Annotated in this window: 23 protein-coding genes and 1 pseudogene; 7 read left to right on the top strand and 17 right to left on the bottom strand. The window is 63.3% G+C overall.

The window, feature by feature from the left end; all coding sequences use genetic code 11:
• The first annotated feature begins 174 nt into the window (after nucleotides 1-174).
• Nucleotides 175-523 (top strand): annotated as a pseudogene (locus SRAH_RS04395) (type II toxin-antitoxin system RelE/ParE family toxin).
• Nucleotides 520-798, top strand: a complete 279-nt coding sequence (locus tag SRAH_RS04390) for a helix-turn-helix domain-containing protein (protein WP_029462140.1) — start codon at nucleotides 520-522, stop codon at nucleotides 796-798. The pseudogene SRAH_RS04395 and the gene SRAH_RS04390 overlap by 4 nt, the downstream one beginning before the upstream one ends.
• A 284-nt stretch (nucleotides 799-1,082) precedes the next feature.
• Here SRAH_RS04390 and SRAH_RS04385 read toward each other — a convergent pair whose 3' ends face one another.
• The 8 genes from SRAH_RS04385 to SRAH_RS04350 form a co-directional block, all read right to left on the bottom strand.
• A complete protein-coding gene (locus tag SRAH_RS04385; protein ID WP_045476134.1) occupies nucleotides 1,083-1,421 on the bottom strand; it encodes a BrnA antitoxin family protein in 339 nt (112 codons plus the stop codon).
• A gap of 210 nt (nucleotides 1,422-1,631) precedes the next feature.
• Nucleotides 1,632-2,645, bottom strand: a complete 1,014-nt coding sequence (locus SRAH_RS04380; RefSeq protein ID WP_171816028.1) for a porin — start codon at nucleotides 2,643-2,645, stop codon at nucleotides 1,632-1,634.
• A gap of 341 nt (nucleotides 2,646-2,986) precedes the next feature.
• A complete protein-coding gene (locus SRAH_RS04375) occupies nucleotides 2,987-4,093 on the bottom strand; it encodes a porin (RefSeq protein ID WP_029462137.1) in 1,107 nt (368 codons plus the stop codon).
• Nucleotides 4,094-4,310: 217 nt separating this feature from the next.
• Nucleotides 4,311-4,478: a helix-turn-helix domain-containing protein gene (locus SRAH_RS12590; RefSeq protein WP_076606982.1), complete on the bottom strand. Its 168-nt coding sequence runs from the start codon at nucleotides 4,476-4,478 to the stop codon at nucleotides 4,311-4,313.
• Between the two features lie 67 nt (nucleotides 4,479-4,545).
• A complete protein-coding gene (locus SRAH_RS04365; RefSeq protein WP_029462136.1) occupies nucleotides 4,546-4,680 on the bottom strand; it encodes a type II toxin-antitoxin system prevent-host-death family antitoxin in 135 nt (44 codons plus the stop codon).
• Nucleotides 4,681-4,764: 84 nt separating this feature from the next.
• Nucleotides 4,765-5,094 (bottom strand): type II toxin-antitoxin system RelE/ParE family toxin, encoded by a 330-nt coding sequence (locus tag SRAH_RS04360; RefSeq protein WP_045476132.1) that lies wholly within the window; start codon nucleotides 5,092-5,094, stop codon nucleotides 4,765-4,767.
• Nucleotides 5,091-5,369, bottom strand: coding sequence for a YlcI/YnfO family protein (locus SRAH_RS04355; RefSeq protein WP_029462134.1), 279 nt, complete (start codon nucleotides 5,367-5,369; stop codon nucleotides 5,091-5,093). Before SRAH_RS04355 ends, SRAH_RS04360 begins: the two co-directional genes overlap by 4 nt.
• Nucleotides 5,370-5,454: 85 nt before the next feature.
• Nucleotides 5,455-6,663: an ATP-binding protein gene (locus SRAH_RS04350; protein ID WP_029462133.1), complete on the bottom strand. Its 1,209-nt coding sequence runs from the start codon at nucleotides 6,661-6,663 to the stop codon at nucleotides 5,455-5,457.
• Between the two features lie 247 nt (nucleotides 6,664-6,910).
• Between SRAH_RS04350 and SRAH_RS04345 the strand changes: the two genes are divergently transcribed.
• Both SRAH_RS04345 and SRAH_RS04340 read left to right on the top strand, forming a co-directional pair.
• On the top strand, nucleotides 6,911-7,627 hold the full coding sequence (locus SRAH_RS04345) for a glycosyltransferase family protein (protein ID WP_029462132.1): 717 nt from the start codon (nucleotides 6,911-6,913) through the stop codon (nucleotides 7,625-7,627).
• A gap of 16 nt (nucleotides 7,628-7,643) precedes the next feature.
• Complete coding sequence (locus SRAH_RS04340; protein ID WP_149028925.1) at nucleotides 7,644-8,873, top strand: O-antigen ligase family protein; 1,230 nt, start codon at nucleotides 7,644-7,646, stop codon at nucleotides 8,871-8,873.
• On the opposite strand, the gene SRAH_RS04335 is transcribed toward SRAH_RS04340, so the two are convergent.
• The 3 genes from SRAH_RS04335 to SRAH_RS04325 are packed head-to-tail and all read right to left on the bottom strand — an operon-like array spanning nucleotide 8,863 to nucleotide 11,486.
• Nucleotides 8,863-9,648 carry a glycosyltransferase family 2 protein gene (locus SRAH_RS04335; RefSeq protein ID WP_029462130.1) on the bottom strand — a complete coding sequence of 262 codons (786 nt, stop codon included), beginning with the start codon at nucleotides 9,646-9,648 and terminating at the stop codon, nucleotides 8,863-8,865. The genes SRAH_RS04340 and SRAH_RS04335 overlap by 11 nt on opposite strands.
• Nucleotides 9,645-10,544, bottom strand: a complete 900-nt coding sequence (locus SRAH_RS04330; RefSeq protein WP_052369085.1) for a glycosyltransferase family 2 protein — start codon at nucleotides 10,542-10,544, stop codon at nucleotides 9,645-9,647. The genes SRAH_RS04335 and SRAH_RS04330 overlap by 4 nt, the downstream gene beginning before the upstream one ends.
• 6 nt (nucleotides 10,545-10,550) lie before the next feature.
• Nucleotides 10,551-11,486, bottom strand: coding sequence for a branched-chain amino acid transaminase (locus SRAH_RS04325; protein WP_029462128.1), 936 nt, complete (start codon nucleotides 11,484-11,486; stop codon nucleotides 10,551-10,553).
• A 203-nt stretch (nucleotides 11,487-11,689) separates the two neighbouring features.
• On the opposite strand from SRAH_RS04325, the gene SRAH_RS04320 reads away from it, so the two are divergent.
• Nucleotides 11,690-12,376, top strand: coding sequence for a hypothetical protein (locus SRAH_RS04320; RefSeq protein WP_144318681.1), 687 nt, complete (start codon nucleotides 11,690-11,692; stop codon nucleotides 12,374-12,376).
• Nucleotides 12,377-12,386: 10 nt separating this feature from the next.
• On the opposite strand, the gene SRAH_RS04315 is transcribed toward SRAH_RS04320, so the two are convergent.
• The 6 genes from SRAH_RS04315 to SRAH_RS04290 all read right to left on the bottom strand — a co-directional run bounded on the left by SRAH_RS04315 (nucleotide 12,387) and on the right by SRAH_RS04290 (nucleotide 18,243).
• Nucleotides 12,387-13,478 carry a protein-glutamate methylesterase/protein-glutamine glutaminase gene (locus SRAH_RS04315; RefSeq protein ID WP_029462126.1) on the bottom strand — a complete coding sequence of 364 codons (1,092 nt, stop codon included), beginning with the start codon at nucleotides 13,476-13,478 and terminating at the stop codon, nucleotides 12,387-12,389.
• A gap of 11 nt (nucleotides 13,479-13,489) precedes the next feature.
• On the bottom strand, nucleotides 13,490-14,116 hold the full coding sequence (cheD, locus tag SRAH_RS04310) for a chemoreceptor glutamine deamidase CheD (protein WP_029462125.1): 627 nt from the start codon (nucleotides 14,114-14,116) through the stop codon (nucleotides 13,490-13,492).
• Between the two features lie 9 nt (nucleotides 14,117-14,125).
• Nucleotides 14,126-14,962 (bottom strand): CheR family methyltransferase, encoded by an 837-nt coding sequence (locus SRAH_RS04305; protein ID WP_029462124.1) that lies wholly within the window; start codon nucleotides 14,960-14,962, stop codon nucleotides 14,126-14,128.
• A gap of 39 nt (nucleotides 14,963-15,001) precedes the next feature.
• Nucleotides 15,002-17,260 carry a chemotaxis protein CheA gene (locus SRAH_RS04300; RefSeq protein WP_029462123.1) on the bottom strand — a complete coding sequence of 753 codons (2,259 nt, stop codon included), beginning with the start codon at nucleotides 17,258-17,260 and terminating at the stop codon, nucleotides 15,002-15,004.
• Nucleotides 17,261-17,325: 65 nt separating this feature from the next.
• Nucleotides 17,326-17,688: a response regulator gene (locus SRAH_RS04295; RefSeq protein ID WP_029462122.1), complete on the bottom strand. Its 363-nt coding sequence runs from the start codon at nucleotides 17,686-17,688 to the stop codon at nucleotides 17,326-17,328.
• Nucleotides 17,689-17,739: 51 nt separating this feature from the next.
• Complete coding sequence (locus SRAH_RS04290) at nucleotides 17,740-18,243, bottom strand: hypothetical protein (protein ID WP_231849306.1); 504 nt, start codon at nucleotides 18,241-18,243, stop codon at nucleotides 17,740-17,742.
• Between the two features lie 127 nt (nucleotides 18,244-18,370).
• On the opposite strand from SRAH_RS04290, the gene SRAH_RS04285 reads away from it, so the two are divergent.
• Nucleotides 18,371-19,441: a hybrid sensor histidine kinase/response regulator gene (locus SRAH_RS04285; protein WP_232840985.1), complete on the top strand. Its 1,071-nt coding sequence runs from the start codon at nucleotides 18,371-18,373 to the stop codon at nucleotides 19,439-19,441.
• Nucleotides 19,442-19,446: 5 nt separating this feature from the next.
• A complete protein-coding gene (locus SRAH_RS04280; protein WP_029462119.1) occupies nucleotides 19,447-20,076 on the top strand; it encodes a response regulator in 630 nt (209 codons plus the stop codon).
• Nucleotides 20,077-20,078: the final 2 nt, after the last annotated feature.

Here is a 20,078-nt window from a genome sequence, read left to right as displayed (position 1 = left end):
CACGTTGCCGGAATCAGCGGTCACGTTCGCCGGAATATGCACGCAAGGGGGATGAGCCGCTCAACCTGAGGCAGGATTGGACGCCGGAGATAGTTAAGTGAACAGCATTGGGTCTGATCCCGATTTCCCCTGAACCTATTGGCCTTGTGTACCAAAGTTGGTACACTCGCATGCATGAGTACGCCCATATTGGATGTTCGCTTCTACGCCTCCAGCAGTGGCAGCGAGCCTGTACGCGAATGGCTCAAGTCCTTGCCTGCCAGCGAGCGCCGCGCCATCGGCGAAGACATCAAGACGGTGCAGTTCGGCTGGCCGCTGGGGATGCCCTTGGTTCGCAAATTGGCCAAAGACCTGTGGGAGATTCGTGTTCACCTCAAAGACCCGCATTGCTCGGATTTTGTTTACCCTGGTCGCTCACACGATGGTCTTGCTGCACGGCTTCATCAAGAAGTCACAAGCCACACCCCCCGACGAACTCGACCTTGCCAAGCGTCGTCTGCAACAACTCAGGATCGCCTTATGAACCCACACATCGGCAGCAACTTTGATGACTTCCTGGCCGACCACGCCGTGCTCGATGAAACCAGCGCCGTAGCGATCAAGCGCGTTGTTGCTTGGCAGATTGCTCAGGAAATGAAAGCCCAGCACTTAAGCAAAACCGCGCTGGCCGAGAAAATGCACACCAGCCGTGCGGCGCTGAACCGCTTGCTCGACGAGACCGACACCAGCCTGACCCTGACCACCCTCTCCAGTGCCGCCCAGGCGCTGGGTAAGAGTCTGCGCATCGAACTGGCGTGAGCAAAAAACAGGGCAAGGCCAAGCCCGGCTCACGCATTCTTCTTTGTACCGTTCGGGCTGAAATCCGCCCATCCTGAGCCTGTCGAAGGATTGCCCCATGCGTCAGAATAGTTGTCGCATCAGCAGATCAAGCCGTAGGAGACTGGGGAAGCCGTGGTCTGACCCCGATTTCCCCCAAGACTTCGAGCAACTCGCACACCAGCTCGGCGTGTGAGAACAGGAATTTGTAACCCGTGTCGTGGGGGTGCGGCATGGGCCAGATTGTATTTCCCCCGATTTCCCCGCTATGCAGGCGTATGCGTTTGCAGCCAATCTTTCAAGGCGTCATTCATCCTTGTCTGCCAACCCTTGCCGGTCAGCTTGAATGCCTCGACCACTTCTGCGTCGTAGCGCACCGTCAGTGCCAGCTTGGTGCTTTGCGCCTTGGGGCGGCCACGGGACAGCGCCGCACGCATAGCAGCCGCGCCCGCTTCCGGCGAAACCGACCGCTCCCCGATTTTCCACTCGCCTTGTTCGAAGAAGTCGTCTGTCAGATCCGGGGCGTCGTCCGGGTCAACCCAAAGATCCAAGCCACGGTGCGCGAGGGTCTGATCGCGCTTATCGGGGTCGAACTCGATCTGCATGTCGCTTATTGCAGTTACATTATTTTCGCAGGTGCCGGACTTGCACTGAAACCAAGCAATGGTAGCGCTTGTGCAGGTTTGGAGCCCATGAAAAAACCCCCAAGGCCGTGAGGCGCTGGGGGTTTTAAGGCTTCTGTCATTGGCCTACCCGGCTGCACTGCTTGGCAAAGTGGCCGGGGGCGGGAATGGATTTCTACGCGGCCAAGGGGATCAGAAGGTGTGGACCAAGCCGATGGCGTATCCGCTTTCCTTGCGCACGTTGATGCCTGTGGCTGATTCGCGCTGCGCCTCACCGATGGCGGCATAGACCCAAGTGCGTGGACTCAGGTTGTAGGTGGTGCCGATCTGCCAACCGTCGATGTCGTCGGTGTTGCGCTCGCCTTGGCCAAAGGTGATGTAAGGGGCCAGGGCTCCCATGGGGAAGCGGGCCCCGATTTCCCAGCTGTTGGCGCTGAAAGTGCGCACGCCGGCCACATCGCGCTGGCTGTCTTCGTAGATGAAAGATGCCACCACTGGGCCAAAGTTGTAGCGCACACCCAAGGCCCAGTTTTGCATATCGGCCACGACAGGCAAATCCATGTCAAGGTCGCCGTAGGCAAACTGCGCCACCAAGGGGCCACGGTTGAAGTTCAGGTTGAGCGTGTAACCCGTGAACTTGAGGGCAGCGCCAGCTTCTTCGCTGCCTCCACCCATGGAGAAGGTCAAGCCGTTGATGGCCGGGGCCACGTAGGCGAAGGAGTTTTGGCTGCGGCCGTCGAAGCGTTCGCTGCCGGCGGCGGCTTGCCATTGGGTGAACTGCCCACCGGGTATGGTGTTGTTGGCCGGGCTCAAGGCACGTGCGGTGTCGAAGGCGTTCATGAAGGTGCCCACAACGAAAGTGCCAAAACCACCAGCAAGGCTCAGATTGGCTAGGCGGGTGCGGGCGTTGTCTGCCGGCGAAATGCCGGCCGGGGTATTGCGATCGGCATTGATGCCAATTTCGTAAGTGAAATTGGCGCGCAGTCCGCCACCAAGGTCTTCGCTGCCGCGAAACCCGAGGCGGCTACCGGTCCACCGGTCTTGGTCACCAGCCAAGGAAAAGGCGTCGGTGGCAGGGGTGGTGCCGGCTGTGGTGTCAACCGAGGACAAACCGAGGTCCATGCGGCCATAGACGGTGACGCTGGCTTGCGCCACGGCGGCCCCAGTGGCGGCAAGGGCCGCCAAGGCGATAAGGGTTTTTTTCACAGGCATTGTCTCCTAAGGGGTGGTGAACACACGCCAAGGCGTGCGAACGTGCGGCTGCGCTCGGGTGGAAACCACCAAGTCGCCCTGCATTGCAACACCCCAGCGGGCGAAGCACAAGCTGGCATACCCGCATCGCACCCCCTAATATGTAACTTGTGTGACAGCCCCAGATGTGCAATTGCCAAGAAAAAACCCCCAAGGCCGTGAGGCGCTGGGGGTTTTAAGGCTTCTGTCTTTCGCCTACCCGACTGCCCTGCTAGGCAGGGTAGCCGGTAGGCTGGACTAGGCTAGAGAAAGGGAGGCAAACCGCGGTCAGCCACCTATTTCCCCGACTAGTAGAATCAGAAGTTGTGGACGAGGCCGATGGCAAAACCGTCGCGCTTGACGTTGTTGGTGCCGTTGGCGAGGTCGCGCTGGTCTTCGCCGATGGCGGCGTAAACAAACGTGCGGGTGCTCAGGTTGTAGGTGGTTCCGATCTGCCAAGAGCTGATGTTGTTGCTACCAAAATTGGCAGCCGTCGTATCAGTGCCACCAGCACGCGTTGTGATCTCGCCGCCACCGATGGTAATGTAAGGAGCGAAAGCGCCCATCGGGAAGCGAGCACCGATTTCCCATGCATCTTGCTCACGGGTGGTGGTTGGGCCAACCGACTGCTGGGTGTCTTCATAGATGAAGGACACGACCACTTGCGGCAGGGTGTAGGTCACACCCAGAACCCAGTTTTGGACTTCGGCGTTGATCGGAGCAGTAGGCGTACCCAGAGTCAGGGGCACGTGGTAACCCACATCCAGTTGACCGAAGGCAAACTGAGCTCGCAGAGGACCTTGAGCGTAGCCCAAGCCGAGGATCATGCCGTCGTACTTGCGGGCGCTGGTGCCAGAGTTAACTTCCTCGTTCACCGTGCCAGCCGAGAAGGTGAAGCCGCTGAATGCGGGCGACACGTAGGCAACGGCGTTTTGTGTACGGCTGTCAAAGCGCTCGACGGTGGCGGCGCCGTTGCGGAACACGAAGTCGCCACCAGGAACGTTTGCAGTTGCCGGGCTGAAGGCACGGGCGGTGTCGAAGGCGTTCATGAAGGTGCCGACAACCACGGTACCGAAGCCACCCGACAGGGTCATGTTGGCCAAGCGGGTGCGGGCGTTGTCAGTAGGCGATGCGCCGTTAAGAGCGTTGCGGTCGGCGTTGATGCCGATTTCGTAGGTGAAGCCAGCGCGCAAGCCGCCACCGAGGTCTTCGGTGCCGCGGAAGCCCAAACGGCTGCCAGTGCGGACGCCTTCGGCGCCAGCCAGCGAGAATGCCTCAGAAGTTGTTGCACCAGCGCCAAAACCACTGGTGGTCTCAACCGACGACATGCCAAGGTCCATGCGGCCATAGATGGTCACGCTGGATTGAGCGAGGGTAGCACCGGTGGCGGCGAGTGCGGCCAGAGCAATCAGGGTCTTTTTCATTGAAAAGTTCTCCAAGGTTGATGAATGGCCGGGGCTTTGGGCCGCCGTGCCGAAGCTTCTGTGTTTCTGAAGCTAGGGTGTATTGAACCAGAAAGCGGGGCCGGTGTCGCGCTTTGGGCCGGATTTATCGCCACACCTGTTGCGCCTGCGCCACAGTGGGGCCGTGGGAAATCGGTCTCAGACCACGTTTGCCCCGGCTTCCCTCGGTTTGAGCCAGTTAAACAAAGGTCGTGGCCGCAAGCCCGAAGCGCCGGCTCAGCGCCCGCACTCGCCGAATGTTGAGCTCGCGTTTGCCGGTCAGGATTTCAGAGACCACGCCTTGGCTGCCGATCTCGGCAAGTTCGCTTTGCTTGAGGCCGTGGGCGGCGGCCGCTGCGAAAACCATGCCAGCACGCCGGGGTTGGGCAACTTGCGCCGTAACTCAGATAGCACATGGGTGCCGATCAGGTAGCTCAAAAGGCCACCTCGCGCGAAATCACCACGGCCACCGACTTGCCGTGCCAGGTGATGTCTTGGGGCTGCGTCTGGGCGCGCCTGACCACTTCCGACATGCGCGCCCTGGCCTCTTGCATTTGCCATGTGTGCATCGCTTCACCCTTGGTTCTGACTACACAGGTCAAACTTTAGCCTCGATGAGCAGGTCAGACCACGGTTTTTCGGCCCCCGATGGTCTAGTGGTAGTCCTGCTCGAGTTGGTGGCGCACGGCCAGCACCAGCACGCAGTGCCTGGACTCGATTTCGTAGAGCGCCACGTAGCCAGAGGAGCCGGTGGGCACCACCAGCTCGCGTCGGGTGCTGCGCTTGCCCGGTGCCGCTTTTCGGTACGACCAAGGCATGGTTGCAAGCTGGATTTCAATGGTTTGCCGAAGAATTTGCATGACTTCCTCGGCTCGGTGCAGGTCTTCGAGGTTCTGAGCGCGTTGCAGCAAAAAATCGGCCAGTCGCAACAGGTCTTGCTCGGCCACTAGGGTGAACCGAACTTCGTAAGGCCCGTTCGTCACGGCTTGCTGTGCAATGCCTGGCGCCGGGCGTCGATGCGCGCTTGAATCTGATCAAAAACCTCGGCCGCTGGGCGCGACTGCCCGGTGCGCTGGTAATCTTGCCAAGCCTGCTCGCCGCGGGCCAGAAACTCGGCCTGTGTGCGGCGGTAGTTCACCGCGTTGCGGACCGCCTCTTCAACGAAGGCGCTGATGGTTTCGGTCGCGCCCAACACCGCCTCTAAATCGTTGCGCAGATCGGGCTCGACACGGACGGCAGGCAGTGTGGCGGATTTCATGGCTGCCAGTGTAGCGCGTTTGTAATGCGTCGGAAGTTTGAGCCGCCGATGCGACAACTCTTCTGACATGCGCCGGTCGATGCGCTCATGCCTTCACCCAGTGCCCCACCGGCTGCAGCAGAAAATCCTCAAGCGCGATGCCATCGCCACCCACCAGCAGGCTGCGCTGCGGCTTGAATGCCTGCGCGAAGGCGGCCGTGCCGGCGTGTGCCAGCGGGGCGCGGCCGCTTTTGACTTCGATGGCCATCACGCGGGGCCCGGTCTGCACCACGAAATCGACCTCTAGGTTGCCATCACGCCAGTAATGCAGCGCGCATTCGCCGCGCATGGCCGCGTTGGCCAAGTGGGCCCCGGCGGCCGATTCCTCCAGCCGCCCCCAGAACTCGCGGTCGCTGCGGGCCTCGTCCAGCGTCAGGCCGCTCATGAGCGTCATCAGCGCCGTGTTGAGCACCTGCAGCTTGGGGCTGGAGGCGCGGCTGCGTGCCACATCACCCGCAAATTTGGGCAAGCCGCAGACCATGCCAGCGCCCGCCAGCAGCGTGAGGTAATGCGCCAGCGTGGTGGTGTTGCCGGCGTCCTGCAGTTGGCCCAGCATTTTGGTGTACGAGAGCACCTGCCCCGAATAGCGGCAGACCAGCTCGAACAGGCGCCGCAGCAAGGTGGGCTTGTCCACCCGGTTGAGCAGCAAGACATCGCGCGAGATCGAGGTTTCTATCAGGCTGTCGGCCACATAGCGGGCCCAGCGTGCGGGCTCGCCAATCAGCGGGGCCGCACCTGGGTAGCCGCCATAAAACACAAATTCATCCAGCGACCAGCCAAAGGCGGCCCGCATTTCCGCCAGCGACCAGTGCGACACCGCAATGGTTTCAAAGCGCCCGGCCAGGCTTTCGGTCAGCCCCTGGGCAATCAGGAGCGGCGCCGAGCCGAGCAGCACCGCCTTGAGCGGGCGCTTGCAGCGGGTGTCTTCATCCCACAGGCGCTTGACCGTTTCGGACCAGGCCGGAATTTTCTGAATCTCGTCGAGCACCAGCACCGCCCCCTCGGGGCTGGCGATCAAAAGCCGGGCCGCCTCCCATTGCTGGGCAATCCAGTCTGGCCCGCGCAGCATGGGCTCGTCGGCGCTGGCATAGCGCAGCGGCAACGGCAGGGTTTCGCTTGCCTGCTGCACCAGGGTGGATTTGCCCACCTGGCGCGGACCGGCCACCACCTGGATGAAGCGGCGCGGCTCGACCAAGCGGGCCGCCAGCACGGCGGCCTGCGGGCGCTGGAAGGGTGCAGGGGGTTTACTCAGCATAATGAGTAATTTTACTCAGTTGACTGAGTAAATCTGCCAGTAAATGCATGGTCCCAGACGAGCACAAGGTGCCCGATGAAAAAAACGAGGGCGCGTGTGGCTCAACTGGTGAAAACGGTGTCAGACCACGGTGTTTCATGTGCGCAGCGTTGCTATCGAGGCGCCACCCATTCTGCCGCATGGGGTGGTGCAGACGCGTGTGCGAAAATAAGCGCCACCCATTTTTACCCCACTACCCTGCACCGCAATGATCCCCTCCCGCCTTGCGCCCAGCGGCCCCACACGGCTGTGCGATACCGTGGTGTGCGTTTGCAAAAGCGGCGGCGAATACGGCGTGCCCCACGTGGCGGCGCTGCAGCAGCAACTGGCGCGCCACGCGCCCGGTGCGCGCCTGATTTGCCTGACCGACCTGCCCGACATGCCCGCAGGCGTGGAGCGCCGGGCGCTGCAACACGATTTGCCGGGCTGGTTTTCCAAGCTGGAAATTTTTGACCTGCCCGAGCGCTGCTTTTTGTACATCGACCTCGATGTGTTCATCACCCGCAGCCCGCTCACCGACGCGCCGCCCGGCCTGTGGCTGCTGCGCGGCTTCAAGGGCCGCGATTTCAATTCCAGCGTGATGCTGGTCAACGGCAACTACCGCAACATACTGGAGCGCTTTCTGGCAGACACGCAGGCCAACCTGCACGCCTATTCGGGCCGCACCGGCTGGGGCGACCAGGACTTTATCCGCGACAGCGGCCAGATCAGGGGCGCCCTGCAAGACCTGCACCCCAACCTGGCCGCCTCGTGGAAGGTGGATTTGCGTTACCGCATGGACTGGATCGAGCCGGCCCCGGCGGTGCTGGTGTTCCACGGCAAGCCCAAGCCGGAGCAGTTGCGCATCGAAAACCCCAAGCCGGGCCGGGTGCGGGTGCGCAGTTGGCTTTACCGGCCGCTGGCTTGGGTCAAGGCATTTGGCTGATGCCACTTTTTCCACCATGACCCTAAGTTCCTACCACCGCCGCCTCGACACCGTTACGCACACCAGCGTGGTGGCATTGTTTTTTGCCTTTCCCATTTCGCTCAGCCTAGCCAACTTGCTGATGGTCTGGGTGTTTCTGCTCTGGCTGCTGAGCGGGCGCTTTGGGCAAGCCGGGCAACTGCTCAAAACCAACCCGGCCGCCTGTGCTGCGCTGGCGCTGTTTGGTGTGGTGCTGCTGGGGGTGCTGTACAGCCCAGCCCCCTGGCCAGACATTCAAAACCACCTAGAGAAATACGTCAAGCTGATCATGGTGGCGGTGCTGCTGTTTGTGCTGGCCCCGGTGCCAGCATGGCAGCAGCGTGCCCTGCTGGCTTTTGCCTTGGCCATGGGGCTTACCGCTGCCACATCGTGGCTCAACATCTGGTGGCAGTTGCCTTGGTCAGAGTCGCAAAACCAAGGCTGGGGTGTGAACCACCACGTGTTTGGCGACTACATCACGCAAAACGTGATGATGTGCCTGTTCGTGCTGCTGGCGCTGGAGCGGGCATGGAGCGGCACCGTCACGTGGCAGCGTGCGCTGTGGGCGCTGGCGGGCCTGCTGGCGGCGCTGAGCATTACGCACCTCTCGATTGGGCGCACCGGCTTTGTGCTGCTGCTGGTGGTGCTGGGGGTGTTTATGCTGGCACAACTGCGCGGGCGCACGCTGGCCATGGGGTTAAGCGCAGCAGCCTTGGCGGTGGCGATTGTGTTTGCCAGTTCGGCGCCAATGCAAGCGCGCTTTGCCCAGGCCTGGACTGAGGCAGGCCAACACCAGACCGACAACCTGAGTTCGATCGGGCACCGCCTGTACAACATCGAGACCACCACCCGGCTGGCACTGCAAAAGCCCCTGCTGGGCTGGGGCACCGGCGCCTACCATACAGAAATCTGCCACGTGCTGGAGGACCCGGCGCAGTGCCCGTCGTTTAGCTGGCACCCGCACAACCAGTATTTGTTTTTTGCCGCCGGCCACGGCGCCCTAGGCTTGGGGGCATTTTTGGCGCTTCTGGGCGGCATGGCGTGGCAGGCCCAGCGCTCGGGCAATGCGCAGGCGCGCACCCTGCTGCTGGGCTTGACCGCCTTGCTGGCGGTCAATAGCCTGTTCAACTCACCGCTGTGGAGCGCACGCGAAAGCCACTTTTTTATCTTCTTGGCCGGCTTGCTGCTGAGCATGGCGTGGGCGTCGCGGCGCGGCTCTAGCGCTTGACGTTGCCCTGCAAGCTGTCGCGGTCGTAGTGCAGCGCAGCGTAGCGAAAAAAGCACTCCAGCGCGATGCAAAAGGCGTACAGGAAGCCCGGCCCGCCCGATAAAAAACTCGCGCGCAAAAAATACAGACGCACGAACATGGCCGAGGCCAGACCGCGCAGCACCCCGCCCCGCCGACCAGTCCGCTTGGCGGCACCGAGCATGGAATACTGGGTGAGTTTGCGCAGGCTGTCGTGTACGGTTTCGCGTGAATAATGTAGCAGCGCTGAGCGAAACACGCGCCGCTCTACGGTGGGGTCGCTCAACACCGCTCCCTCGTGCACCACGCCCTCAAAGCGCAGCAACAGGTGGCGTGGAAAAAAGCGAGCCAGGCTTTTTTTGCTTAGCAGGTTAAAAATCGGCCGGCCAAAGGCGATTTCCTGCCAATGGGTCTCGCCTACCAACGGGCGTTGCAAGTCTCGTGCAGCTTCAATTTCTTGGCGCAGCGCCGGGCTGATGACTTCGTCGGCGTCGAGGAAGAAAACGCAATCTTCTGTGCAGTGCTCCAACAGGCGGTTGCGCTGCGCGGCAAAGCCCTGCCAGTTGGGGTAGTTGTGCACCTCGGCACCCATTTCAAGGGCAATTTCGCGGGTGCGGTCGCTGCTGCCGCTGTCGATCACCAGCACCCGGTCGGCAAAGCACGCACTTTCTAGGCATTGGCGGATGCGGCGCTCTTCGTTTAAGGTGAGCACGCCTATGCACAAGGTAGGGCGCTGCGAGGTGGGGGCAACGGTCATGGGGCTTTCCAGTCGAGGGTGCCGCGCAGGCGGCCCCACATGCGCGCCAGCAAACGCGGCGAGAGCAGCAGCAGGCGCAGCGGCAGGTTGAGCGCGGTGCCGAGCAGCAGGCGGCGGCGCTGGCGCAGGGCCTGCTGGGGCGTGAGGTGTTTGTGGCTAAAAATGAGCTTGGACTGGGCGTGGTGGTAGCCGCGCCAGTATTCGCTGCGCCAAGGGCTGGGGCCGCGCACCGAGCCACGCGAGCGGTGCAGCGCCTGGCAGGCGGGCTCAAGAACGATGGGGCGCTGGAGTTGGAACAGGCGCAGGCAGAGGTCGTCGTCTTCGTAGTAGAGGAAAAACCGTTCGTCGAAATAGCCGATGTCGGCAAATCGGGCCATCCGCAGCAGCATGGCGGCCCCGCATACGAAACCCACGCAGGCTGGGCCGGTGGCTGCTGGCCCTTTGGAGGCCCAAAGCGTGTGTGGCCAGCGGTAATTGACCTCGGCCTTGCCCTGGGCACTGCAAAGCTGTGGGGCCAGCACGGCGGCGTCGGGCCAGGCGTCGGCGCTGCGCACCAGTTGCGCCAGCGCGTCGGGGGTGAGTTCGCAGTCGGGGTTGAGCAGCAGGGCGAATTCGGTTTGCACGCGCGCCAGGCCGCGGTTGTTGGCAGCCCCGAAACCCAGGTTGCGCTCCAGTGCCAGCACGCTGGCGTGCGGCAGGTGGCTGGCCACGGCTTGGGCACAACCGTCGGCGCTGGCGTTGTCTACGACCAGCACATGCGGGCACTGGCGCAGGTGCGGCGCCAGCGCGGGCAGGCAGTGGGCGCTGTTGTAGGTGACCACCACCACGGTTACGCGCTTGAGCAGCGCTTCTGGTGCGGTGCGGCCCTCATCCAAGGCCGACGCGCTGAGCGGCATGACGAATTAAACCGCCGTCAGCCAATGCGCATATTTGGGGTTGCGCCCGCCGACGATGTCGAAAAAGGCGCTCTGGATGCGCTCGGTGATGGGGCCGCGGCTGCCGCACCCGATTTCGAGCCGGTCCAGCTCGCGGATGGGGGTGACTTCGGCGGCGGTGCCGGTGAAGAAGGCTTCGTCGGCGATGTAGACCTCGTCGCGCGTGATGCGCTTTTGCACCACCTCGAGCCCAAGGTCGCGGGCGATGTGGAACACGGTGTTGCGCGTGATGCCGTTGAGCGCGCCGGCGGACAGGTCGGGGGTGTAGATCACACCGCCTTTGATGATGAACAGGTTTTCGCCTGCGCCTTCGCTCACGAAGCCGCTGGCGTCGAGCAGCAGCGCTTCGTCGTAGCCGTCGTCGGTGGCTTCCATATTGGCCAAAATGGAGTTGGTGTAGTTGCTCACCGCCTTGGCTTGCGTCATGGTGATGTTGACGTGGTGCCGGGTGTAGCTGCTGGTCTTGACGCGGATGCCGCGCTTGAGCCCTTCTTCGCCCAGGTAGGCGCCCCAGGCCCAAGCGGCGACCATCAGGTGCACGGTGTTGCCTTTGGGGCTGACGCCGAGCTTTTCGCTGCCGATCCAGGTGAGCGGGCGCAAGTAGCCGCTTTTGAGGCCGTTGGCGCGGATGACCTCGCACTGCGCGGCGTTGACCTGTTCTGGCGTGTAGGGGATTTTCATGCGCAAAATCTTGGCGCTGTTAAAGAGCCGCTCGGTGTGCTCTTGCAGCCTGAAGATGGCGGTGCCGTTGGCGGTGGCGTAGGCGCGCACGCCCTCGAAGGCGCCGCAGCCGTAGTGCAGGGTGTGGGTGAGGACGTGTACGCGGGCGTCGCGCCAGTCGATCAACTGGCCGTCCATCCAGATTTTGCCGTCGCGGTCGGATAAGGGCAGGGCTGCGGTCATGGTCGAGGGTCCCGTAGGGGTTTTGAGGTCGAGGGCGTGCACACGTGGAGCGCCCCAAGCGATGTATTGACGAACAGGATATTTTACGTGCTGTCAAATCTTGAAAAATTTGTTCGATTGCCCTAAAGTTTGGCCCACGGGCGCCGATGATGGTTGGGAAGGCCCTCATTCCGCTCGGCCTTAGCCTTGTGTTGGAGTCTGCCATGTTAAACATCTCATCTGTCGCCGTTGCGCCTGTGCCTGCCCAAGGGCCGGTGGCGGCGCGTGTGCAGCCTGCAACACCAGCCCGCGCCAGCGAACACGTGTCGCCGCGCAACCAAGGGGTGGCTGCCCCGGTGGCGCCGGCGGGCGAGGGCTCGCGCACCCAAGCGGTCTATGCCCCACCCGCGCAGCCCCCGGTGAACCCGACCGACCAGGCGCTGCGCGCCAATATGTACGACAACGCCGGGGCGCCAGAGCGTTTTAACGCCCAATCCCAAGCCGATTTGGCGGCTTCTGTGTTGGCGCAGCGCCAAGCCCTGGAGTCGGCCCCCAGCCTGCAAGGGCTGGAGCAAGAGCGCATCGAGCGCGCCCGCCAAGAGCGCCAAGAGCGCCAGGTGCAAAACCCAGAGGCGCAGTTGCCGCCGTCGCAGCGCAACCCGGTCGATGTGGCACTGGACAACCAAATCCGCGATCTGCTGCCCAATGTCTGGAGCGCCAGCCGCTTTGCCGCCGACCAGTTGATAGGCGATGAGGCGCGCGAGGCGGCGCAGCGGCGCGCCGATCTGATTGCGCCGGCGCAGCCCACTCCCATTGAGCGCGCCCTTGAGGCGGCTGCCGAGAGTTACCAGACCACCTCGTCGCTGCCTTTGCCACCGAGCGCCGGGGTGAATGTGGATCGGCTGATCTAAGGTAGGCGGCTTAGATCCGGTGCCGCACGGCTCCGGCGCTTTGCAGGCGCTCCAGCAGCGCCGGGGCGATGCGCTTGAGCGGCAGCACCTCGCTGGCAGCACCGTGCTGGATGGCCACCTTGGGCATGCCAAAGACCACGCAACTGGCTTCGTCTTGCACGATGTTGTGGCTGCCGGCGTCGAGCATTTCTTTCATGGCCGCACCGCCGTCGCCGCCCATGCCGGTGAGCATGACGCCGATGGCGTTGGGGCCGAGCACGCGCGCGCACGATTTGAACAGCACCTCGACCGAGGGCTTGTGGCGGTTCACCGGCGGCGAGTCATCGACCACCGCCACATAGTTGGCGCCGCTGCGCGCAATTGAAAACTGCTTGCCGCCTGGGGCGATGTAAGCGTGCCCGGGCAGGATGCGCTGCCCATCAACGGCCTCTTGTACGCGGATGCGGCACAGCGAATCGAGCCGCGCCGCAAAGCTGGTGGTAAAGCCCGGCGGCATGTGCTGCGTGATGACGATGCCGGGCGCATCGGCCGGCAGTTCGACCAAAATTTCTTTGATGGCTTCGGTGCCGCCGGTGGAGGCGCCGATGCAGATGATTTTTTCGGTCGAGAGGCGGCCTAGGCTGCTAGGGCGCGGGGCGCCGCTGGCCGTTTCGGGTGCGCGCGCCAAGGTGGGCGTTACCGCAGCGATGTGGCGCGATACGCGGGCCTGGCTGGCAATGCGGATTTTGTCCACGATCTCTTCGCCCAAGGCCTTGAGGCCGCTGCTTACCCCAATGCGCGGTTTGGCCACAAAATCGACCGCCCCCATTTCGAGCGCGCGCAAGGTGGTGTCGGCCCCTTGCTCGGTGAGCGTGGAGACCATGACCACCGGCATTGGGCGCAGCTTCATGAGGCGCGAGAGGAACTCCAGCCCGTCCATTTTGGGCATTTCCACGTCGAGCGTGATCACGTCCGGGTTGAGCTCGCGGATCATTTCGCGCGCCTGCAGCGGGTCGTTGGCGGCGCCTATGCACTGCATATCGCTTTGCTGGTTGATGATCTCGCTCAGCAGGCTGCGCACCAAGGCCGAGTCATCGACCACCACCACTTTGATTTTTGCCATGGGATAAGCAATCAAAACAAATCGACCGAGCCACCGGCCGTGGACTGCACCACCTTGGTGGCCATGCCCTGGCGCTCTTGGGCTTCTAGGGTGTCGGGGTGGGCGTGCGCCAGCCGCTTGACCATGGCCTTGCCACTGACCGGGAAAAACACCACCTTGCGCGGGTAGATGTCGAGCACGTCTTTGGAGACCACCGGAATGCGCTCGGTGGCCAGATAGTCGAGCACGAACTTGGTGTTGCGCTCGCCCACGTTCATGGTGGTAAAGCCCGCAATCACGGCGCCGCCGCCAAACACCTTGGCTTGCATGTACTCGCGCGAAGAGCCTTGCTTGACCAGTTCGTTGATGAGCAGTTCCATGGCGTAGGAGCCGTAGCGGCCCGAGCTGTCGGCGCCACCGTCGGGCAGCATGAAGTGGTTCATGCCCCCGATGCGCAGGCGCGAGTCCCAGATGCAGGCGGCGATGCAGGAGCCGAGCACGGTCATGATGACCAGGTCTTCGTTGGCCACGAAATACTCGCCCGGCAGCACCTTGGCGGCGTTGTACTTGAAGTGCTGGTCGTGAAAGAAAAACGACGCCTCACCCGGTCGGCGGGGGCGGGTTTTGAGGGTCTGCAGGTGTTCGAGGCTGCGGTGCATGGGATGACGTCAGACTTTTTCGTAGATGGTTTTGCCGCGCAAGGCAAAAAGCGTCTTCACGTCGCTGAAGTTTTCGGCGTGTCCGACAAACAAGGCGCCGCCGGGCTTGAGGAGGCGGTGCATGCGCGCGAGCACCTGGCGCTGGGTGGCGTGATCGAAATAGATCATGACGTTGCGGCAAAATACCACGTCAAAGCTCTCGCGCAGGCTCCAGTTGTCTTCGATCAGGTTCAGGGTGAAGAACTCGATGTGGCGCTGCAACTCGGGGCGCACCCGCGCCAGTCCGGCGTTGTCGCCTTTGCCCTTGAGGAAGTACTTTTGCAACTGCGTCTGGCTGAGGTTTTTTAGGCCTTCGAGCTTGTACACCCCACGCGCGCCCGTGGCCAGCACCTTGGTGTCGATGTCGCTGGCCCAGATCCGGAAACGCCCATCCAAGCCGAGCGCATCGGCCAAGGTGATGGCGATCGAGTAGGGCTCCTCGCCGGTGGAGGCGGCCGAGCACCAGATTTTCCAGTCGTGCCCCGGGGGGGCGGCGCGCACCAAGCGTGCCAGCTCTTCGAAGTGGTGGTTTTCGCGGAAAAACGAGGTTAAGTTGGTGGTGAGCGCGTTGACGAAGGCCTGCCATTCGTCGGCATCGCCTTGGCTCTCGAGCCACTGCAAGTAATCAGAAAAACTGCGGTGGCGCGTCTCGCGCAGGCGGCGTGAGATGCGGCTGTAGACCATGGCCTGCTTGCCATCGTGCAGGCTGATGCCGGCGTGGCGGTAGATCAGGTCTTTGATGCGGCGAAAGTCGGACTCGGTCCAGGCGAATTCCCGACTTTGTACGGCCTCGGCTTGGTCTTGCATGTCGCTGTGTAGGGGCTGGGGTATGGGTTTGGATGGGCTTTAGGCCTGGCGCGAGCGCCGCACCAAGGCCGAGGTGTCAAGGATCAGCGAGACCCGGCCGTCGCCCAAAATGGTGGCGCCCGATACGTTGGGCACTTTTTTGTAGTTCGACTCCAGGTTTTTGATCACCACCTGCTGCTGCCCAAGCAGTTCATCGACCATCAGGGCCACGCGCGCCCCGTCGGACTCGACCACCACCATGATGGAGTTGGCCGATTCGTCGGCGCGTGGGCGCGGCACGCCAAAGGTGCGGTCGGTTTTGATCACCGGCATGTACTCTTCGCGCACCTTGACCAGTTGCGAGTTTTGCGCCACCGTGTTGATGGTGTTGGACTCGACTTGGAACGATTCCACCACCGACGACAGCGGCAGGATGTAGACCTCGTCGGAGACGCGCACCGTCATGCCGTCCATGATGGCCAGCGTGAGCGGCAGCCGCACCTTGACGCTCATGCCAAAGCCCTCGGCCGAATCGAGCTCGACCGTGCCGCCCAGGGATGAGATGTTTTTCATCACCACGTCCATGCCGACGCCGCGGCCCGAGACGTCGGTGACCACGTCGGCAGTGGAAAATCCGGGCGCGAAAATCAGCTGCCAGACTTCCTGGTCGCTCATGTCGTCGGGGGCGTGGATGCCTTTGGCGCGCGCTTTTTCGATCAGCTTGGGGCGCGACAGGCCCTTGCCGTCGTCGCGCACCTCAATCAGGATCGAGCCGCCCTGGTGCGCCGCGCTCAGGGTGATGGTGCCGGTTTCGGGCTTGCCACGCGCCACGCGATCGGCCGGCAGCTCGATGCCGTGGTCGCAACTGTTGCGAATGAGGTGGGTGAGGGGGTCGGTGATTTTCTCGATCAGGCCCTTGTCGAGTTCGGTGGCTTCGCCTTGGGTGACGAGCTCGACCTTTTTGCCCAGCTTGCTGGCGAGGTCGCGCAACATGCGCGGGAAGCGGCTAAAGACGACCGACATCGGGATCATGCGGATCGACATGATCGATTCTTGCAAGTCGCGCGTGTTGCGTTCCAAGTCGGCCAAGCCGGCCAGCAGCTGCTGGTTGAGCGTGGAGTCGAGGGCGCGGCTGTTTTGCGCCAGCATGGCTTGGGTGATGACGAGCTCGCCGACTTGGTTGATGAGCTGGTCGATCTTGCTGACCGAGACGCGCAGCGTGGTGGCCTCGGGCTGGGCGGCGGCAGCGGCGGCAGCCACTGGGCGGGTGGATTTGGCCGCTTCGGCAGGCTTGGAACCGGGTTCGGTGGCGGCAGCGCCGGTATTTGGCCCCTCGTGCAGCAGCTCCTGGGCGTGGCTTTGCGGCGTGACCCGGTTGCCTGGGGCGCCGGCAAACAGGCCGTAGCCCTGCACCAGGTCGGGTTCGGGCACTACGGTTCCGCTGGCCGTGACGCTGCTGCCCGGCACCGGGCTGCCCGGTGCGCCGGCAAACAGGCCGTAGCCCTGCTCGATCACGTCGCTGGGGGTGTCGGGGGCGGCAGCGGCTGGGCTGGCGGCTTGCAGGCGGATGGCGTCTTTGGCGACGTGGAAGGCGAACAGGTCGAGCAGCTCGGCGTCGCTGCTGGTGGTGTGGATGTCGTAGATGCGGCAGCCGCCCTCGTCGCGCTCGGCGGTGATGTGGCCTAGGCCCACGATGTCGCGGAATAAATCTTTGATGGGGTCGGCTTGGGCGGTGTCGCTCAAGGGGCCGATGCGGGCTTGCAAGCTGCGCTCGACGCCGGCAGCCGAGGCAGCCGGCATGCCGCCGAAGGACGCCGGTGCGGGGGCTGGTGCAGGGGCTGGTGCGGGGGCTGGTGCGGGGGCTGGTGCGGGGGCTGGTGCGGGGGCTGGTGCAGGGGCTGCCGCAACCGGTGCCGCGCCGCTGGCCAGCACGCGGATGCGCTGCACCAAGCCAGCGGTTTCGGGTACCGCGGCGCTCGAGCCTTGATGCCGGGCCAGCAGGCCCTTGAGGGCGTCGGACGATTCCAGCAGCACATCGACCATGGGCGCTGTGGGCTTGAGCTCGTGGCGGCGCAATTTGTCGAGCAGGCCCTCCATTTGGTGCGTGAGCTCGGCCACGTCTTCGAAACCAAAGGTGGCGGCACCGCCCTTGATCGAGTGGGCGCAGCGAAAGATCGCATTGAGCTCTTCGTCATCGACCGTTTCAAGGTCGAGGTTGAGCAGTTGCTGCTCCATCTGTTCTAGGTTCTCACCGGCTTCTTCAAAGAAGATCTGGTAGAACTGGGTCAGGTCGAAGCCGTCGTTTTTCGCGTCTGCCATGGTCGGTCGAGTCTCGTTCGGGGCGGAAAAAGTGGGGAAGGCGGTGCGAAGCCAGCGCGCAGGGGTCAGACGATCACTTTGCGGATGACCTCGATCAGGCGTGCCGGGTCAAAAGGTTTGACCAACCAGCCGGTGGCTCCGGCAGCGCGCCCAGCCTGCTTCATCTGGTCGCTCGATTCGGTGGTGAGGATGAGGATGGGGGTCTGCTTGAAATGGGGGTGCTCGCGCAGCTTGCGCGTCAGGCCGATGCCATCGAGGCGCGGCATGTTCTGGTCGGTGAGCACGAGGTCGAACGGTTGTTTTTCGGCTTTCTCGAACGCATCGACGCCGTCGACGGCCTCCACCACTTTGAAGCCGGCGCTGGCGAGCGTAAATGAAACCATCTTGCGCATAGAGGCCGAATCGTCGACGGCAAGGATCGAATGCATGGAGGTACCTTGTTAATTTTGGGGGGAGGGTGGCAGGGTGCGGCGCAGCGCCTAGAACAGTTCGATCGAGCCGGCGTCCATTTCGCTTTGCGTCACCGGGTTGGGGTTGCGGGGCATGTGCGTGACCACCATGCCGGCTTCGTTTTCGTCGGGCTCGAGCGCTTGGTCGGCCAAAATATAGGCGCAACCTTTGAGCATTTTGCCAATGTGCACCAGTAGCTGCGAGGACATGTCATGAAACTGCAGCTCGGTCACAGAGGCGTGCAGGCTGCTTTGCAACTCGGCCTTGAGGGCCCCCTCGGGCATTTGCTCGGCGCTCTGCAAGGCGGCATTGAAGCGGTCCAGCAGGTTGGCGGTGGCGTGGTCGAGCAGGCCTTCAAGGCGCTTGAGGTCGTTCATGGCCACCAGCAACGAGTCTTGCAAGTCGGCCACCACCGACACCGGGATCTCGACCAACGGTTCGTCGCTGGGGGCGCTGGGCAAGGCCTCGACCGTGGTGTATTCCTCGCGCGGCCAGCGGCGCTGTTCGTGCGAGGTGGGTGCGGGTGTGTGCATGATGGCGAGCAAAAGGGCAATGTACTCGTTGAAGTTTATCAATCTGGCGCATCTTAGCCTGAAAATTCCAGCTTTAGCGCCTGTGCAAGTTTAGACTCGGGTCTAGAGGCACCCTGTTTTGAACCCTTTGCATCTGCTCCACCTCGAGGACAACCCCGCCGACCACGAATTGGTGCGGCGTTGCTTGGTGCGCGCCGAGTTCGAGGTGCGGCTGACCTTGGTCGAAACCATGGCCGACTTTGAGTCGGCGCTGCGGCAGGGCGAGGCGGACGCGGTGCTGGCCGATTACCATTTGGCCGGTTTTTGCGGCATGCAAGCGTGGGACTGGCTGCAGCAGCAAGGGCTGGAGCTGCCCTTCCTCATCGTCTCGGGGGCCATCGGCGAGGCCACGGTGGCCGATGCGCTGCTGCGCGGGGTGAGCGACTACGTCGATAAAAACCGGCTGGCGCGCCTGCCCACGGCCTTGCAGCGGGCACTGGAGCTGCACGCCAGCCGGCGCACGCAGGCGCAGGCGCAGGCCGAGTTGGCGGAATCGCGCCGCCGCTTGGTGGACTTGACCGAGCATTTGCAGCTTGGGCTGGAGCGCGAGCGCGCCGACATTGCGCGCGAAATCCACGACGACATCGGCGGCGCGCTGGCGGCGCTCAAGCTCGATCTGGCGTGGCTGGGGCGGCATCTGCCGCAGCCCGAGGCCCAGGCGCATGTGCGCGCGGCGCTCGAAATGGCCGAGCATGCGCTGCTGGCCAGCCAGCGCCTGATGCGCAACTTGCGGCCGGCGGTGCTGGACCAGGGTTTGGAGCCGGCCTTGCAATGGCTGGTGCGCACCTTTGCCGAGCGCACCGGGTTGGCGCTGCGGCTCGAAGGTGGTTTGCGTTTGCCAGTCGAGCCGCAGCTGGCGATGGTGGTTTACCGCACCGCGCAAGAGGCGCTCACCAACGTGCTCAAGCACGCGCAGGCGCGCAGCGTGCGGCTGGAGTTGAGCGACCTCGAAGGCGTGCTCACGCTGGAGGTGAGCGACGACGGCTGCGGTGCCAGCGCCGCCGATCTGGCCAAGCTGCAATCCTTTGGCCTGCTGGGCTTGCGCGAGCGCGCCCAAGGGGCCGGCGGCTGGCTCGATGTGGCCACGGCACCGGGCCAGGGCATGACGCTGATCCTTTCCTTGCCCTTGAATGGGACCAAGGCCGCTGACTGGGAATAAATGCCATGATCAAAGTCATACTGTGCGATGACCACGCCATGTTGCGCCGCGGTGTGCGCGACACGCTGGCCGAGGCGACCGACATCCGCGTCATTGGCGAGGCCGACGGCTACGCCAGCCTGCGCGAGCTGCTGCGCCAACAGCGCCCGGATGTGCTGCTGCTCGACGTCGATCTGCGCGGGCGCAGCGGGCTGGAGATTTTGGCCGTGTTGCAGCAAGAAGAGGGGCCGCTGCGCACGCTCATGGTTTCCATGTACCCCGAAGACCAGTACGCGCTGCGCTGCCTCAAGGCCGGCGCCATGGGCTACCTGAACAAGGGTGGCGACCCGGCGGCCTTGATCACCGCCGTGCGCACGGTGGCGCAGGGGCGCAAATACCTGCCGCCCGAGGTGGCCGAGCTGCTGGCCAAGCACTTGAGCGCGCCCGAATCGGCGCAGTTGCACGACAGCCTGTCAGAGCGCGAGTTGCAGACGCTGTGCAAAATCGCGACGGGCAAAAAGCTGGCGCAGATCGCCCAAGAGCTGATGATCAGCCCCAAAACCGTGAGCGTCTACCGGGCCCGGACGCTGGAAAAGCTGGGCTTGAGCAACAACGCCGAACTCACGGTGTACGCGATCCGCAACCAGTTGGTTTGACC

Source organism: Serpentinimonas barnesii (assembly GCF_000696225.1).
Classification (GTDB): domain Bacteria; phylum Pseudomonadota; class Gammaproteobacteria; order Burkholderiales; family Burkholderiaceae_C; genus Serpentinimonas; species Serpentinimonas barnesii.
This window is presented reverse-complemented; position numbering and strand designations above follow the sequence as displayed.